The sequence below is a fragment of the Haloferula sp. A504 genome, assembly GCF_044385805.1.
Classification (GTDB): Bacteria; Verrucomicrobiota; Verrucomicrobiia; order Verrucomicrobiales; family Akkermansiaceae; genus Haloferula.
On sequence record NZ_JBISBU010000083.1, the window covers coordinates 1 to 17,318 of the forward strand.

A 17,318-nucleotide genomic window follows, 5' to 3' on the forward strand; every position below is an offset into this window, starting at 1 on the left:
GGTTGGGTTTTGTGTGTGAGTCATTGATTTGAACACCAACAACTTACACCAAAACTCCAACCGCCCTCAATTCTCGGTATGAGAAATCCGGGTTACCGCCACCGCCAGCGAGGTGCTGGACAAGCTCTTCCTGCGGGCCGGAGTGGCGCAGGAATGATATCAACTCACGGGATATCCCGGTAGCATAAGATTTTCGGAAGCGTCTGAAATGCAGTCGCTTCGCGAATATGGAGGGGGGCGGAGCGCTGCCGGATTTCTTGCGCGAGGTGAAGCGCCCCGGCTCGCCACGGGACCGTCTCTTCCGTGCGGCTTCTTCGCCTCAGATCAACTTCTCCCGCAGGGCCTTGGCCACGGCTCCGGTGTTGGTGGTCACATGCAGCTTCTCGTAGACCCGCTGCATGTGGGTCGAGACGGTGGCCAGGCTGATGTTCAACGCATCCGCGATCTCCTTCTTCACCAGGCCTTCGGCCATCAGCCGCAGGATGTCGCGCTGGCGGGGGGTCACGCCGTAGTCGTCGGTTTCCTTCGGATCCCTGCCGCCATTCTGGTTCGCCAGGGTGTCGAGCACCTTGCGCGCCACCTCGGGCGCCATCGAGGCCCCGCCGTCGATCACCTGCCGGATCGCCTCGCCGATCTCCGCGCGAGTCGACGACTTCAGCACGTAGCCCGAGGCCCCGGCGCAGACCGCCCGGAAGATCTTGTCCGCATCGTCGAAGACCGTGAGGATCACCACCTGCGCCCCGGGCGCCAGGGCTTTGAGACGCGACAAGGCCGTGATGCCGTCCATTCCGGGCAACTGCACGTCGAGCAGGATCACGTCCGGCTTTCCGCCGGCCTCCAGCGCGGCGAAGGCCTGCTCGACGGACGGGTATCTTCCGCCGCACTTCATGCCCTCCATGCGGCTGAGGGTGCGCTCCACGCCGGTGGCGAAGATCTCGTTGTCTTCCACCAGCCATACTTCCGTTTCGGTTTTCATCGGCCTGTTCGTGTTCGGATTACTTGGAAAAGGGTGCTTCAAAGACGACTTCGGTCCCCTTGCCGGGAGCGCTGTCGATGCGGAGGTCGCCCGCCACCCGGGAGGCGCGGCGCTTCAGGTTGTTCAAGCCGTGCCCCGAGCCGCCGACTTTCCCGGGGTCGAACCCGACCCCGTGGTCGCGAACCGTGAACCGCAGGCGGTCCGGCAGGATTTCGAGCTTCACCGCGGCCTCGCGGGTCTGCGCGTGCTTGCGGACGTTGTTGAGCGCCTCCTTGAAGGCGAGGAAGACGTGCCGTCGGAACAGCAGCCCCAACGGCCGGTCGCGGAATTCGGCGGGCTCGACTTCCAGCGACACTTCCGGGTGATTCAGGATCACCCGCACCGACTGCCGCATGCGGGTCACGAAATCCTTCAGTCCGACGCGCTCGCGCTGGATCAGCCACACGATGTCGCGCATCGACAGCGAGGCGTCCTCGGCCGCCTTTCGGATCGCCAGGAAGTCGCTTCGCGATTCCTCGTCCGGGCTGTGCTCGCTGCCGATCTCGCTCAACAGGACAATCCCCCCGAGGTTGCTGCCGATGTCGTCGTGCAGGTCGCGGGCGATCTGCTGGCGCAGCCGTTCCACCTCGCGCCGCCTCAGCACCCGATGCCGCACCATCCCCCAGATCCAGGCTGCCACCACCAGCACCCCGGCCGACACCGCGATGCCGGCGAGGATTTCCTTTCCCAGCTTCAGCTTCGCCTCCCGTCGATGTTCGAGGGCGGTCTTCTCCTTTTCCAGCCGACCCCGCCGGTCCATCAGCCGCAGATACTCCGGCCACTCGATCAGCCGATGGCGACTGCTGTAGCCATCCACCAGCGCAGCAGGGGCCCAACCGGCTTCCGGCGGCTTGTCGGTCTCGTCCTTGACGAATACCGGCTTGTTCAACGCCAGATTTCGGTTCGAGCCGCAGACCTGCAGCTCGGCGAGCCCGAATACACCGGCATCATCGCGCCCCCACATCCGCCCCACCAACACCCTGACGTATCGCGCCTTCACCTTCGGCACCGCAACACTGAACGGACACCCGGGCGGGTAGCCCAAGACGAACTCACTCATCCGGTTCTCCCAGACCACCTCCCCGAAATCGGACTCGTCTGCCAACTGCACCCTCGCGATCCGGGGAAATCCCCGCCCCCCCACCACCTCGTATGCATCCGATTCCAGGGGCAGCAAGTTCACCTGCTCGATGACCTCCGGCTTCTGGAGATCAACGGCACACCATTTCCAGAGTCCCGGAGGCAACAAACGTCCACCCGACGCCATGTCCTTCAGGCTGGCGCTCAGATAGCCGATCGTAGGGCTCGGGGTCGTCACGTCCACCGGCATCCCCAGCGTGCTCTGGGCATCGACGATCCTTGCCGGCGCCCATTGGGGGACGAGCACCATGCGGCTCGACTCGGTGACGTTCGATCCCGCTCCCGCCATGAGATTGCCCGACATCACGATCAGTTCCTCCAGGGCCCAGAAATACTTCCCCTTGCTGGAGTCGTGCTTCAGGGAGGTGAACCTCAAGTGCCTGCCGGCCACCGGCCCGAACTCGAACACCAGGGGATATTGGCCGGGATTCGGGACATCCGATGCGCTCCGGTCCACCACCACCACGGCGTCGCGCATGTCGGGATGGTTCGAAATCTCCACCCGGAAACGCTTCGGGAAGCCGTATCCCGCCCGCGCCTCCCCCAGGTAAGCGAGGTTCACCGGCATCAGGGCCACCATGTCCACCTTCCGCCGGTCGCCCAGATCCAGCTGCACCCAGTCCGGACTTGTCCCACTGGGCAAGTCCCCGCTCCGGTGCCCGAATCGCGAGCCCCAAGGTTCCTCCCGCACCTCCGGCAACGACTCCATTTCCCGTCCGATCTCCCCAAGTCTTTGCTCGATCCGCCTCAACTCCGGGCTCAGGCGCCGGATCAACCGCTCCGCGACATCCCCCTCGCCCTGCGCGCACACCGGCCCCGGCAGCCAGGCAACCAGCCACCCAAGGAAAAGCACGATGCGCAACCGGACCATCCCCGCCAAGCTGCCCGATCCCGCCGTCCTTGTCAGGCCGGAACCCCCGGTCATTTGGGTCATGTAGTACGATAATACGACAAGCCCATCCTTCCCCTTGATCATGGACCGCCTAGTCTGGTGATGGTGATTTTTTGATTACGCACCGAAGCTTTCTCCCCCAGTCACCGCTCTAAAATCATACGATCGCACGACTAGGCAAATCCCACGGTTTTTCCCTGTAATCCATATCCCTAGGCACTCTTTGAGAAGAAAACGGATCAAGCACGCTCCCCAAAAACACACCATGAAAGCGAAAAAGCTACTCTCACTCCTGGCAGCCACCGGCATGGTCTCCTCTGCCAACGCGGTTTCTGTCCTTCTGGCAGGCTTCGACGGCAACAATACCTACCTGGCTGATACAGACGGCAACCCACTTACACCCCTGGTGGCCGGTGGCGTCTTCCAATCTGCTGGTGACAAATACATCAGGGATCCACACCAAAGCGCGGCGGCCGTGACGGCAGGGTTCACCTCTGAATTGTATATGTTCAGCAATGTCGCCAAGGAAATGCAGTGGGGCGGTGCTGGGCAAATCTCGTTGGGTTACTGGGGGGCCAGCGACATGGGATTGACGCCCACCCCGAGCACCGCAAACGGCAACAACGTCTACACGGTGACCGACACCTCGACGCTTGAATTCAGAGTCACCAACGGCGGCTCGGGCACGATCACGTTGGAGAGCATATTTTTTGCGGTCAAACTTGATGCAGGTGCCGGCACGAACATGACGGTATCTTATTTTAGCGGCGATTTGACGGCGTCAGGCGGCGGCAGTACGGTTGTGACCTACACCGCCAGCGCCAATACCGGATATGATGTGGACCTGACCTCCATCCTTTCCGACAACACCCTGGGTGCCGGTGAGTCCGCCGTTTTCACCCTCGTTTCGGGATCAGGCACGGGTCGGATGCGGGTCGACGACATAGGCATGTCCGGCACCATTGTTCCGATTCCCGAGCCATCCGCAGCTCTTTTAGGCGGCCTCGGCTTGCTGGCCATGCTGCGCCGCCGCCGGAGCTAGGAGATTTCCGCGCGCGGGAATCAGGGAATCAAGTCGCTGGTTCCTCTGCAATTTCTCCCTTTCTCAAATTTCCGCAGTCTCTCCAACAAGGAGGCTGCAGTTAGGTTAAGCATGCACGTTTCCCCCATTGATCGCTTCCCGATTCCAACTATCGAGGAACAACGAATCCAAGCCACTCCACGACCATGAAAAACCCACTCACACTTCTGGCGACAGCCTTGGTCTGCATGACAAGCGGCCATGGACAATCCATTCTCCTCGGTGGGTTTGACGGCACTCAGACCCAAAACACGATTGCTCCCGCAACTGTAACCTCTTCCACAGGAGTCAGGGAACTCAAGGAGGGCTTCGTGCAGGACATCGGAGCAGTTGGCGCGGTCGCGGCCCGAATCTGGACGGACCAAGCGACCGGCAAGGAACTCCAGTGGGGAGCCAGAACGAACAGTAGCAACACCCTTTGGGGTCTTTCGACGTTTGATGCGGCTCCGGCATCGGGCACTGCCAACCCATACGTGGCGACTTTCCGGCTTTCAGCCACAAGTCACATCAACTACGAAATTACCAATACGGGAACACAGGATGTGATTCTCGACACGCTTCACTTTAATCATAAACGAGCGGACATTAACGACGGGGGTGACACCATTACGATATCCTTGGAGCAGAATGGAACATTTGCCAATCCACCCATACTATCTGCCAGCCCCCTGACTTCAGTGGGCTCAGTCAATGTCAGCCTGGATGCAACCACCAATTGGGTCGGGTATGAAGTCGACCTCTCATTGGTTTCCAGTACGACTCTTGCCAGTGGTGAGACTGCTACTTACAGAATAGCGGTCCCCAACTGGAGTGGTGATAACTATATGGACAACATCGCCATCTCCGGAATCGTCGGGTCAATCACCGGAGGCACGGTGGATGCCGACACCTCGACGGTGTCAGCCTCGCCGACGACGGTACTCGCTGATGGTTCGGCAACCTCGACCATCGCGGTCACCCTCAAGGACTCCGGCGGTCTTCCGGTACCCAGCGAGGATGTCACCTTGTCCAGTTCGGGACCCGGCACGCCGACGATCAGTCCGTCCGCCACGCTGACCACCAATGCCAGCGGCATCGCGCTCTTCACGGTCAGTTCGAACACCGTGGGGACGGAAGTCTTCACCGCCACCTCCTCGACCGACAGCATCGTCGTCACCCAAACGGCCAGCGTCGATTTCCAATCGACGCTCGTGGATGCCGGCAACTCGACCGTGTCCGCCTCGCCGTCCGCGGTGCTTGCGGATGACACCGAGACCTCCACCATCACCGTCACGCTGAGGAATGCCGGCGGCCAGCTGCTGCCCGGCAAGCTGGTTTCCCTGTCGGGCGACGGCAGCGCCAGCATCGCCCCCGCCACCGACACGACCGATGCCAGCGGGTTGGCGACCTTCACGGTGAAGTCCGGTACCGTCGGCACCGAAAACTTCACCGCCACCAGTGAGTCGGTGAGCGTGACCCAGACGGCCGACGTGGCGTTCCAGGACGTGGCCACCACGAGTATCCTCCTCGCCGGATTCGACGGCCACAATACCTATGAGATCCCGGATGGAAGCGGAGGCTTCACCTCCGGAGGCACCTTCCAGTCTGAAGGTGACAAATACATCCGTGATCCCCACCAACGCACTGCGGCGGCGACGGCGGGCTTCACGGCCGAATTGTACATGTTCAGCAACGTGGCGAAGGAACCGCAGTGGGGCGGGGCCGGCCAGTTCTCGCTGGGCTACTGGGGCACGGGTAGCACGGTATTGGCTACCCTTCCCAACACTGATGACGGGCGTAACGTCTTCACCGTGGCGGACACCACAACGACGGAATTCCGTGTTCAAAATACCGGCAGCGGCGACATCACCCTGGAAAAAATCCACTTCTCGGTGCAGCTTGATAGCGGTGCCGGTGTTGACATGACGGTCGCCTACGCGAGCGGCGATCTGACGGCCGCAGGCGGCGGCAGCACGGTCGTGACTTACACGGCTAATGCGAACACCGGCTACGATGTCGACCTGACTTCCATCCTGTCGGACAACGTCCTGGGTGCCGGTGAATCCGCCGTTTTCACCCTGGTTTCGGGTGCCGGTACGGGTCGCATGCGGATCGATGACATCGCCATCTCGGGCACCGTCGGCTCCGGCGGCGGAGGTGGCACCAGCTACGCCACCTGGTCCGGCGGCGCGCCGGCCAACGGCGACGCCAATGGTGACGGCGTGGCGAATGCCGTGGCCTACGCGCTGGGCGCGGCGGACGTCAATGAGAACGCAATCAGCCTGCTGCCGACCTTCGCATACGACAACAGCGGCTCGCCGATCTATCTGGTCTTCACCTTCAACCGCGACGACGCTGCCGAGGCGGACAGCACGACCGAAATCTCCGTGGAATACGGAAGTGACCTTGCCGGCTGGACGACGGCAGTCGACTCAGTTGACGGCGTGGTCATCACCGAGACGGGCAGCGATCCGACGAACGTGCAGGTCAAGATTCCCGCCAGCCTTGCCGTGGGCGGCAAACTGTTCGCCCGCCTCAAGGTGACCGTGACACCCTGAGGTTTTATCCCAAGGTCTTGGGAACCGGGCTCCGCGATGTCGCGGTGGCCCGGTTCGGATTAAGATCGGGCGAAACGGGAATGAACGAATAAGCCACCCGGAGATCATACGATCGCACGACAGGACAAAACAAACCGCAGACCCTGCATTTCGATCTCTGCCGCCATCCGGGTGTGCCAATCCCTTGAGAGGCGAAAGGAAACGGACAGATCACGTTCCCCTACCACATCACCATGAACAAAACCCTACCCGCACTTCTGGGGGCAGCCTTCGCCTGCCTGACGACCAGCCACGGCCAATCGATTCTCCTCGGTGGATTTGACGGCACTCAGACCCAGAACACGATTGCTCCGGCCACGATATTTTCCAATTCAGGGGTCAGGGAACTCAAGGAGGGCTTCAAGCAGGACGCCGGCGCCGTTGGCGCGGTTGCGGCCAGAATCTGGACGGACCAGACGACCGGCAAGGAACTCCAGTGGGGAGCCAGGACGAACAGCACCAACACTCTTTGGGGTCTTTCGACATTTGCTACTGCTCCGGCATCGGGCACTCCCAACCCCTACGTGGCGACTTTTCGGATTGGAGGCTCAACAAGTCATATCAACTACGAGATTACCAATACGGGAGCAGAGGATGTGACTCTCAGCAAGATTCACTTTAATCTTCTTCGCGGGACCGCTACCGACGAGGGGGGCGTTACGGTATCCTTGGTGCAGAATGGAACATTTGCCAATCCACCCGTGCTATCTGCCAGCCCCCTGACTTCAGTGGGCCCGGTCACTGTCCCTGTGTCTGGAAGCACCGCTTGGGTCGGGTTTGAAGTCGACCTCTCATTGGTATCCAGCACGACTCTTGCAGCTGGTCAGACTGCTACTTACAGAATAGCGACCGGCAACTGGACTGGTGATAATTATATGGACAACATTGCCATCTCCGGCAGCGTCGTTTCCGGTCCGGCCAACCCGGTGGACGCCGCCAAGTCGACGGTGGCTGCCTCGCCGCCGGCAGTGCTCGCCGATGGGACTTCGACGTCCACCATCACGGTGACCTTGAAGGATGCTTCCGACGCTCCGGTCGCAGGCGAAGGCGTGACCCTGGCGAAAACCTCGGGACCGGGCACGCCGACGATCAGCCCGTCCAGCACGCTGACCACCAATGGAGTCGGAGTGGCGACCTTTACGGTCAGTTCCAGTACGGTCGGCACAAATGTTTTCACCGCCACTTCGGTCACCGACAGCGTGGTGGTCACGCAGAACGCCAGCGTGGATTTCCAAGACCTGGTCGTGGATGCCGGCAGTTCGACGGTATCGGCCTCGCCGACCGCCATTCTGGCGGATAATACGGAGACCTCGACCATCACCGTCACGCTGAGGAATTCCGGCGGCCTGCCGCTTCCGGGCAAAGTGGTATCGCTCACAGGCGATGCCAGCGCCAGCATCGACCCCGCCACCGACACGACCGACGCCAGCGGCGTGGCGACCTTCACGGTCAAGTCCGGCACCGTCGGCCTCGAGACATTTGCCGCCACGAGCGAGTCGGTGACCATCGGTAGCGCCGGCGTGGATTTCCAAACCGTGCCGGTGGCAGGCCCCGTGAACGGAGGCACATCCACGGTGGTCGCCTCACCGACTACCGTGGCCGGGGATGGCACGACAACCTCGACGATCACCGTCACGCTGAAGGACGCCTCCGGTCTGGTGGTTGCTGGTGAAGGTGTGACCTTGGCAAAGACCTCGGGTCCGGGCTCGCCGGTCATCACCCCGGCCGGTGCCCAGACAACCAATGCAAGCGGAGTGGCGACCTTCACGGTCAGTTCCGGCACCGCAGGCACGATGGTTTTCACTGCCACTTCCGTGACCGACAGTGTGGTGATCACCCAGACCGCCAGCGTGACCTTCACCCAGGTGGGAGCCGCTTTTCTGGTCAGCCTGCTCAATGATCCGGTCGCCGCAAGCACCAGCGCCACCCAGACCGCCCCGATCACGAATTTCTACGATGGCAGTGAGACCGTCGCCGACGTGGGAACCACCAACAACAGGGGCAGCTGGTTCATCGCCAGCGGCGTGGATTCGGACGGCGTGAGCGGAACGAACGCGCACACGGTCGTTTACGACATGGGCACGATCGTCTCGTTCGACGGCTTTGTGCATGCCCAGCGGAAAGCCGATGGTGTTGACGATATCACCTCGATCGATTTCTGGGTTACCGACTCCGATCCCGGCGACGCCGCCACCACGATTCCCCTGCCGATCTTCACGTCACAACCCACGCCTGACGATTCGGTCAACCTGGCCCGGAGCAGCGGCGTCCTGAACGAGTATCTGCTGCCCGGCGGCACACTCACGGGACGATGGGTGGTCATGCGCCTGCATTCGGCGGGTGGAAACCCCGGCGGCTACACGCTGCAACTCGGAAGAACCGGGGCCGTGGGCGACTATGACAACTGGGCCTTCGATTATCCCGGCCTCGGTCCGGCGGGCGGCGACGATGACGGCGACGGCCTCACCAACGATGAGGAGCGGATCTTCGGACTCAACCCGCAGAACGGCGGCTCTTCGAACCCGTATGCGGTACCCTTCGATGCCGCGGCTGGAACCTTCAGCTACACCCGGCGCACCCAGTCGCTCACCGGGCTGACCTACAAGATCTGGTACTCGACCAATCTCGAAGAATGGTTCTGGGAATCCGGCGCGACTCAAACGCCCCGAAGCCCTGTCGGTGCGGTCGAGATCGTGGACGTCACCATTGATCCTGATCTCCTCACCGAACCCAGGCTGTTTCTTCAAGTGGGCGCCGAAGACCTCGGCCCACCGGTGGTCCTCAGCAGCCTGTGGGGCAGCAACACCACGATCACGCTGAACTTCAGCGAAGAGATGGATTCCGTCTCCGCAACCGATCCGCTCAACTACGCCGTGAATCAGGACGGTGGCGGCTCCGTCGCGATCACCGGTGCCTCGCTCAGCGGGGACGGCAGAACCGTCACCCTCGCGCTTGGCTCGGCACTTGCGATCGATAGCGCCTTCACGGTGACGATGGACCGCATCGCCAACGGCGCGGGCCAGCCGCTTGGCAACGGCACGACGGGTCAGTTCCGGACATGGGACAACGATCCGACCGGCATCAAGGTCTTCATCCTCGCCGGCCAGTCGAACATGGTCGGCTACGGGCACAGTGAAATCGGAAACGGCGGCGTCGCGGGTGCCATCGGTAGTCTGCGCTACCTGGCCGTCAACAACGGCACTTACACGGAATACGACTACACCTCGCTGTTGGTCGATCCCGGCCAGCCGGCCACCAGTGCCTGGAAAACCCGCAGCGATGTGAAGTATTGGGGTTACAACGGCGCGTCCGGCAATCTCCCGACCCCCGCCGACTCTCCCGGCAAGGGCGACCTCGGTCCTCCTTTCCGTGGTGCCAACATCAACTGGTTCGGTCCGGAATACGCCTTTGGACAGGTGCTGGGCGACTACTACCCCTCGGACGACGTGCTGATCATCAAGACCGCCTGGGGTGGACACACGCTCGTCGGCAACTTCCGTCCGCCGAGCGCGGTGGCGGCCCGTGGCGGCGTGGTCGGCTCATCGTATGAGGAGATGTTCAACAATGCGCGTGAAGTGCTTCTGAACCTCGACACCGAATTCCCGGAGTGGTCCGGCAGGGGTTACCAGATCGTCGGCTTCGCCTGGCACCAGGGCACCAGTGACAAAGCACCGGTGGAGGTTGCCGAGGAATACAAGTTCAACCTCCCGGACCTCATTGCCGACGTGCGGACGGAGTTTGCCAATCCCGACCTGCCATTTGTCATTGCCAGCGCGGGGATGCAGAACGACGGGGTGGTGGAATCCTACCCCTACACCGGTTACAATGCCGTCGAGCGAGCGCAGCTCTGGGCCTTTCCCGAGGTTCCCCAACCGGACTACGTGCTGTCCGAAGACACCCGACCCTACCAGGAGAGCGTGGAGAACTCTCCGGCCAACCAGTCCTTCCACTGGAACCAGAACGCACGGAGCTACTTCCGTATCGGCCTTGGCCTCGGGAACAACATGGTGACCCTGCTTTCCACTCCATAGCGAAGACGGAACGGAGTGCGGTTTCGGGTGATTCCGGACTCCGCCTTGATTCGAGACCCGATGGCGCCATCGACGGCTTCCCGCTCCTCGCGCCCCGGACCGGCACCCCGGGCCCGGCGGCACGATCCACGTGATCCGGTCTGCCCACCGAGGGCAACGTCGGCCCGCTGGTCGAGGACACCGACCCGGCGGACGTCGATATCGACGCGACCAACTTGTTCCGCATCAAGCGCCTGACACCGTCGGTGTTTGGTTTCACTGACCTCGCGGTTTCCATGGCGTCCCAACACCGCGGGCATCGCGGGTTTCCCGGGGCGGTGAGAACTTCCATCATCGCCACAAGGCCACCGGGAAAGCCGTCCGCTGACGGAGAAGGAAGGGCCCGGGCGAAAAACACGAAAGCTGTTCGGATAACAGTCAGGATGGTTCGAGCATTGGTGCTTGAAAACATCGTGGCGGACTGGCTTTCACACGATCTGTTATTCTGAGAAAACCATCAGTTTCCGTTGATGATGGCCATCATCGAAACCGGCGGCGGATCTCAACAAAGCCAGAAAACTCCAAGTCCAACCGGATGAAAAAACACACCCCTGCTCCCGCGTCACCTGCCCTTGGCCGATCATTCCCAGCAAGCATCTTCCGGAGGCCGTTGACGGTTTTCCTGGTGGTGCCGGGCCTCCTCATCTCGGCCTTGGCGGCTCCGCCGGATCTGACCAATCCGGGCGATCCGGATTTCCCCAGCGCCGATACGATCACCAAGACCAGCATCAACCTCGGTCCATCCGGACTGACAGGCTGGGTCTATCGTGAAAAGGACCCGAAGGCCTTGCTGGGCGACTTCAACTACACCGGCCAAAGCCGCCAGATTCTTGTGTCCGGAGTTGACGCCGGATCGCCGGGCGACAGCGGGGGCATTCTGGTGGACGATGTGATCCTTGGGGCAAGCGGCGACGGATCGGATCCGGTCGACTTCACCTCCGACGCGCGCAAATCGCTGGCATTGGCGATTGCAGACGCGGAGGCCCGTGCCACACCGGAGTTGAAACTGAAGGTCTGGCGCGCGGGCGCGACCTCGACCCATACCCTCACGCTTCAGACCCTGGGAGCCTACGGCGCGGATGCCCCGGTCGCGGATGCCAAATGCGACCTGATTGTCGAGAATGCGCGGCAGGCGTTGCTGGCGCTGGACAATCCGGGAACTTTCGGCTTTGGCACGCTGGCGCTGATGGCGCTGGACGATCCCGTCCATCCGGATCATGCCGCGATGAAGGCCCAGATCGATGCCGAGATCGCCTCGATCCTGCCCGATGCCGCAAACCTTGCCTCGATGAACTCCGGGCTGCCGGAAACGCAGGGCAAGATTGGGTGGAACCGTGGCCATACACTGATTACACTGTGCGAGTATTACCTCAATTACGGCGAGCATCCGAATGGCGGCGTGTTCGAGGCGATCGAGGCCCACGTCAACAGCATCACCACCGGCCAGAGCATCTTCGGGACCTTCGGCCACCAGTTCGCCACGTTCCGCTGGCCGGACGGAGACACCACTCCGATGATGGACGGCTATGGGGCCATCAATTCGGCGGCTGTCCCGGGCTGGTACGGTCTACTGCTGGCCAAGCAGTGTGGGGTGGTCAACCCGGCGCTGGATGAGGGGATCGACAGGGCCACCGCATTCTATGGGTCCTATGCGGGCCGTGGGGTGATTCCTTACGGTGAGCACTCAACCGTGTCCAACGAGTTCAGTTCCAACGGCAAGAGCGGAGCGGCGGCACTGGCCCTGGACTTGGCCACCGGCAAGGAGGCGGAGGCCAAGTATTTCGCCAAGATGTCCACGGCGGCTTACGGGGAATACGAGACCGGGCACACCGGACCCTATTTTCAGAACCTGTGGTCGCCGCTGGGAGCGGCGCTCGGCGGGGACGACGCGATCAAGTCCTACTTTGCGGAGATCAGCTGGCTCTATGACCTGGCGCGTAAATGGGATGGCAGCTTCGACTACAACCACATTGCCACCCACAGCAACTACACGGGCTTCAACAGCACCACGCCCTATATCCTGACCTACGCGCTGCCGCTCAAGCGCCTGCACATGACCGGCCGCGGTCGTCCGGCTGCGGGCGTGCTGGATGCCACGGAGGTTGCCGAAGCGATGGCATCCGGTTCCTACGACAGCACCAGCCGCAGCAAGTCGGAGCTGCTCGCCGATGTCGCGGACTGGTCGCCGGTCGTCCCGGTGAAGGCGGGTAGGGCGCTGGCGCAGATGACCCTGCTGGCAGAGGACTTCACCACCCTCAACACCATGGCCGGCAGCACGGTCGAGAACGAGCAAATGGGTGCCCTCTACGCGCTCGAGGAACTGGCCAACTACGGCAAGACCGATCCCGGTTCGGTCCCGGTCCTGGTCGCCCTGCTCAGTGACTCCGATCCGCATGTGCGTCGTCTTGCCGCGAGGGCGCTGCGTCCCAACCCGGCGAAAAGCACCGAGCTGAATGCAATTCTTGCGGCCGCTGCCGCCGCGCAGCGGGACGCACTGCCGATGGATCCGCGGGATCCCCTGCACCATGATCTTTACGAAATGTCCCGCGTGCTCTTCGGCTCATCGGGCGGCATTCTCCACAACGGAACCGCGGTCAACCTGGACGGGGTGGATCGGCAGTTGCTTTATCCGGCGCTGCGCGCGATCGCCAACTGTGCCGCCGGCCAGGGCCGCAGCAGCTTGAAAGGGACCTTTGATGTGCTGAACCAGAGCGATGTCGAGGCACTCGGGGATGTCCTGGTCGACACCGCGCTCTACCGTGCCCCCGGCGATGCCATGTTCGCCGATGGTGCGCGTGATTCGTCCATGGATGCCTTGGGGCGCCACGCTTTCGCCGAGGCCATCCCCGTGGCCGAACGCTCGATCCGCGAGGCTTTCAACGGCTATGGGAACCGCGCCCTCTATGGCGAGTTCTTCAAGGACCTGCAGCAATTCGGAGCGACCTCCCTGCTGGTCGAGCCGGATCCCGCAATCGACGAGCTTTGTCTCGATTACATTGCTGAATTCTACGGTTCGTTCGGTTTCGATGCCAACCTGGCTGAGGCCCAGTCGGTGCTTGATGCGATCGATACCGATTACTATCCCGCCGCGCCGAATTACCTCAAGAGCTTCGACTTCGTGTCTGCGGATGCGACCGAGCTGACGCTCCCCGCGAACCAGACACAACTCCACGCCAGTGTCACCGACCACGCCAAGGGCGCACTCACCTACACTTGGCGCAAGGTTTACGGGTCCGGCAACGTGACTTTCTCCGACAACGGAACGGACACCGCGAAGGACACCACCATCACTTTCGACAACACCCCCGGGCATTATCTCTTCGAGGTGGCGGTGATCGACGCGCGCGGGCTCTCGGAGGTCACGGAAACCGTGGCTGTCACACTTTATGACACCGGCGGCACACTGCCGTCGAATCTGCCGCCGACTGCAGACCCGCAGACGATTCCGGTGGCACCCGGCGTATCCACCGCGATCACCTTAACGGGAGCGGATCCGGAATCCGCGCCATTGATCTACACCGTGACCAGTGTGCCGGTCCATGGCACGCTCTCGGGCACGGCACCCAACCTGTTCTATACCTCCGAACTGACCTACACTTCCGGCTCAGACAGCTTCACTTTCCAGGTCACGGACAGTTTCGGGCAGACCGATTCGGCGACGATTTCCCTGACACTCGACGAATCCCTGGTGGTGCAACATGTGTATGAACCCTTCGACTACCCTGCGGGTGCCGCGCTGGCCGGAGCGGCCGGCGGCACCGGAATGACCGGTGCCTGGTCGGATGGTCCCGAGATCTCGGGCCTGGCCTGGGTCTATGACGAGACCGGCAATGCCGGTGCCGAACCCGACTGGGACGGCGTTTTCGAAGGCCTTCCCACCCGGCCGGTCAGCGGCAGCCGCTATATCGGTGTGGACGGCAATGACGGTGAGATTGAATCCTACCGTCCACTGGCGCAGTCGGCGGCCGACATGGCGGGGCCTGATGGCGTGCTTTGGATGAGTGCGGTCTTCCATTTCCCCTACTCGCATTATGGTGCTCACGCCGGCTTGGCATTGACCACCGACAGCTTCAAGGATCGCGGCCTGCAACTCGATACCTCCGGTTCCCATGGTAGCGGTCTCGGTGACGGGATCGGAGTCGCGCGTGGCACCAATGGAGCCACTGCGCTATATCCTACCGTTTTTGACAATGGCGCAATTGTCGCGCAGACGGACGGCCGCAGTTTCGCGACGCAGTCGACACAGTCGAAGGACTATCTGGTGGTCCTGAAGTTTGAGTTCGGCGCGACCGATACGGTCAGTGCCCATGCCTTCGTGGAAGGCACACCGATTGATGAATGGGTTTTCGAGCAGTATGCATCTTCAGTTTCGCATGCAATTGACGAAACGACCCTCAACTATCTGGCATTCAGCCAGAACCGCGGCCCGAATGCCGTCGATGAAATCCGTATTGGTGACAGTTTTGCGGCAGTCGCCGGGGTCAAGGAGTCGCTGGAGGACACCACGCCACCGGCACCGGATCCGATGACCTTTGCCAGTGTTCCGACAGCGGTTGACACCTCCTCGATCACCATGACGGCGACCACCGCGACGGACGTCAACGGTGTCGAATACTACTTCATTTGCACCTCCGGCAACGGCAGTGACAGTGGCTGGCAGGACAGCCCAGTCTACACGGCAAGCGGCCTCGAAGCGGCCACCGAATACAGTTATTCGGTACTGGCACGCGACAAGAGTGTGAACCGTAACCAGACACTGGCTTCGGGTGTGTTCTCGGCGACCACCAGCGAGCCGATCGCGATCATCACCCCGGTTGCGGCGACGTCGACCACCACCATCGGTGCGCCGCGAACGCTTACTGCAACCATTGACGGCTCGGGGCTCAGTGGGGGTGGTGTGAGTGGGGATATCCTCAGCGAGACCGTCGGCTATGTCGGCGCCGACGACCACTGGTTGAGTGCATCGAATGCCATTGATGATGCCGCCAATTTCCGCAGCACCACTGAAGTGCTCACTTACACCCTCGCTGAGGCGTCATCGGTCGACTCGATTCACCTCTGGCCTTACATCCGTTCACAGAACGAGCGTGGCCTGAGGACCTTTGACCTCTCGTTCTCCTTCGACGGGGGATCAACCTATCCGGTGACCATTGATGCGGTGACCCTGGGCGATTTCCTGATCGGACCGACGGGTGGAAGTGACGGTGTCCAAACCAGAAACTTCGCCGAGCAGACCGGGGTGACGCATATCCGGTTGACCAACCTGACGACCTTCGGTTCGACCAGCTATATCGGTATCGCCGAGATCCGTTTTGGTGGTCCGCTTGGCGGTGGCGGCGGTCCGGGCAACAGCGCACCCACATGGGCGACCGACCCTGTCAACGAGGTCGATGCGACCGAGGATGCTGCCTACGCCTCGACCCTTGTCAACGATGCCAGCGATGTCGATACCGGTGACACGCTAACCTTTGCAAAGGTGAGCGGCCCGGCCTGGCTCAGCGTGGCCTCCAACGGCGACCTCTCGGGCACGCCGAGCAACGGCGACGTGGGTGCGAATTCCTTCACGGTGAGCGTCGATGACGGCAACAATCCGGCGGTCAACGCAACCTTGAACATTACTGTCATCAACACCAATGATGCGCCGGTGTTCACGGTTGATCCGATCAGCGGCAGCGATGCCACCGAGGATGCGGTCTATGCCGGCACCATCGCCGGCAGCGCTACCGATGAGGACGCCGGTGACTCGCTGACCTATGCAAAGGTGAGCGGCCCGGCCTGGCTGGCCGTGGCCAGTGATGGCACGCTCTCGGGCACGCCGGCCAACGACGACGTGGGCGCCAATGCCTTCACCGTCAGCGTGACCGACGGCATCATTGCCACCCCGGTCGAAGCCATCCTGAACATCACGGTGATCAATACCAATGACGCACCGGTGTTCACCGCCGATCCCATCGCGGGTGCCGGCGCCACCGAGGATGCCGCCTACACTGGCACCATCGCTGGCATGGCCGCCGATGACGACGGCGACACCCTGACCTACGCCAAGGTCAGCGGGCCGGCCTGGCTGAGCGTGGCGACGGACGGCACACTCAGTGGAACCCCGACCAATGCCGATGTGGGAGCGGATGCCTTCACCGTCAGCGTGACCGACGGCATCATCGCGACCCCGGTCGAGGCCACCCTGAACATCACGGTGAACGCGGCGGGAGGATCCACCGTGATCACTCCGATAGCCGCCACCTCGACCACCACCATCGGCAGCCCGCGCACCATCGACAAGGTCATCGACGGCTCCGGCCTGACTGATGTCTCGGACCCCTTGAGCGAATTGGACGACTACCATCCCTACCAGTCAGACGCTTACTGGTTGAGTGGATCCGGTGCGCCCTCGGGCGGCGCCGAGGAACTGACCTTCGAACTGGGGGGCGCCTATGATGTCGACAGGGTGTATTACTGGCTCTACACCCGAGACGGAGACCGGAACCTCAAAACCTTCGACATCTCCTATTCAACGGACGGAGGAATGAATTTCAGCACGCCCGTT

Annotated in this window: 6 protein-coding genes; 4 read left to right on the forward strand and 2 right to left on the reverse strand. The window is 62.1% G+C overall.

Annotated elements, in window-relative coordinates:
- Positions 1–319: 319 nt before the first annotated feature.
- Positions 320–976 (reverse strand): response regulator, encoded by a 657-nt coding sequence (locus tag ACG2LG_RS22245; RefSeq protein WP_396262804.1) that lies wholly within the window; start codon positions 974–976, stop codon positions 320–322.
- Between the two features lie 19 nt (positions 977–995).
- A complete protein-coding gene (locus ACG2LG_RS22250) occupies positions 996–3,089 on the reverse strand; it encodes an ATP-binding protein (protein ID WP_396262806.1) in 2,094 nt (697 codons plus the stop codon).
- 223 nt (positions 3,090–3,312) lie between these two features.
- Here ACG2LG_RS22250 and ACG2LG_RS22255 point away from each other — a divergent pair, with 223 nt between their 5' ends.
- The 4 genes from ACG2LG_RS22255 to ACG2LG_RS22270 all read left to right on the forward strand — a co-directional run.
- Positions 3,313–4,089, forward strand: a complete 777-nt coding sequence (locus ACG2LG_RS22255) for an MYXO-CTERM sorting domain-containing protein (RefSeq protein ID WP_396262808.1) — start codon at positions 3,313–3,315, stop codon at positions 4,087–4,089.
- 185 nt (positions 4,090–4,274) lie between these two features.
- A complete protein-coding gene (locus tag ACG2LG_RS22260; protein WP_396262810.1) occupies positions 4,275–6,665 on the forward strand; it encodes an Ig-like domain-containing protein in 2,391 nt (796 codons plus the stop codon).
- A gap of 914 nt (positions 6,666–7,579) precedes the next feature.
- The gene (locus ACG2LG_RS22265) at positions 7,580–10,735 is read left to right on the forward strand and encodes an invasin domain 3-containing protein (RefSeq protein WP_396262812.1); all 3,156 of its coding nucleotides are present in this window, start codon (positions 7,580–7,582) and stop codon (positions 10,733–10,735) included.
- Positions 10,736–11,384: 649 nt separating this feature from the next.
- Positions 11,385–17,318 (forward strand): DUF6288 domain-containing protein (locus ACG2LG_RS22270; RefSeq protein WP_396262814.1); only part of this gene is annotated, 5,934 nt, incomplete at its 3' end.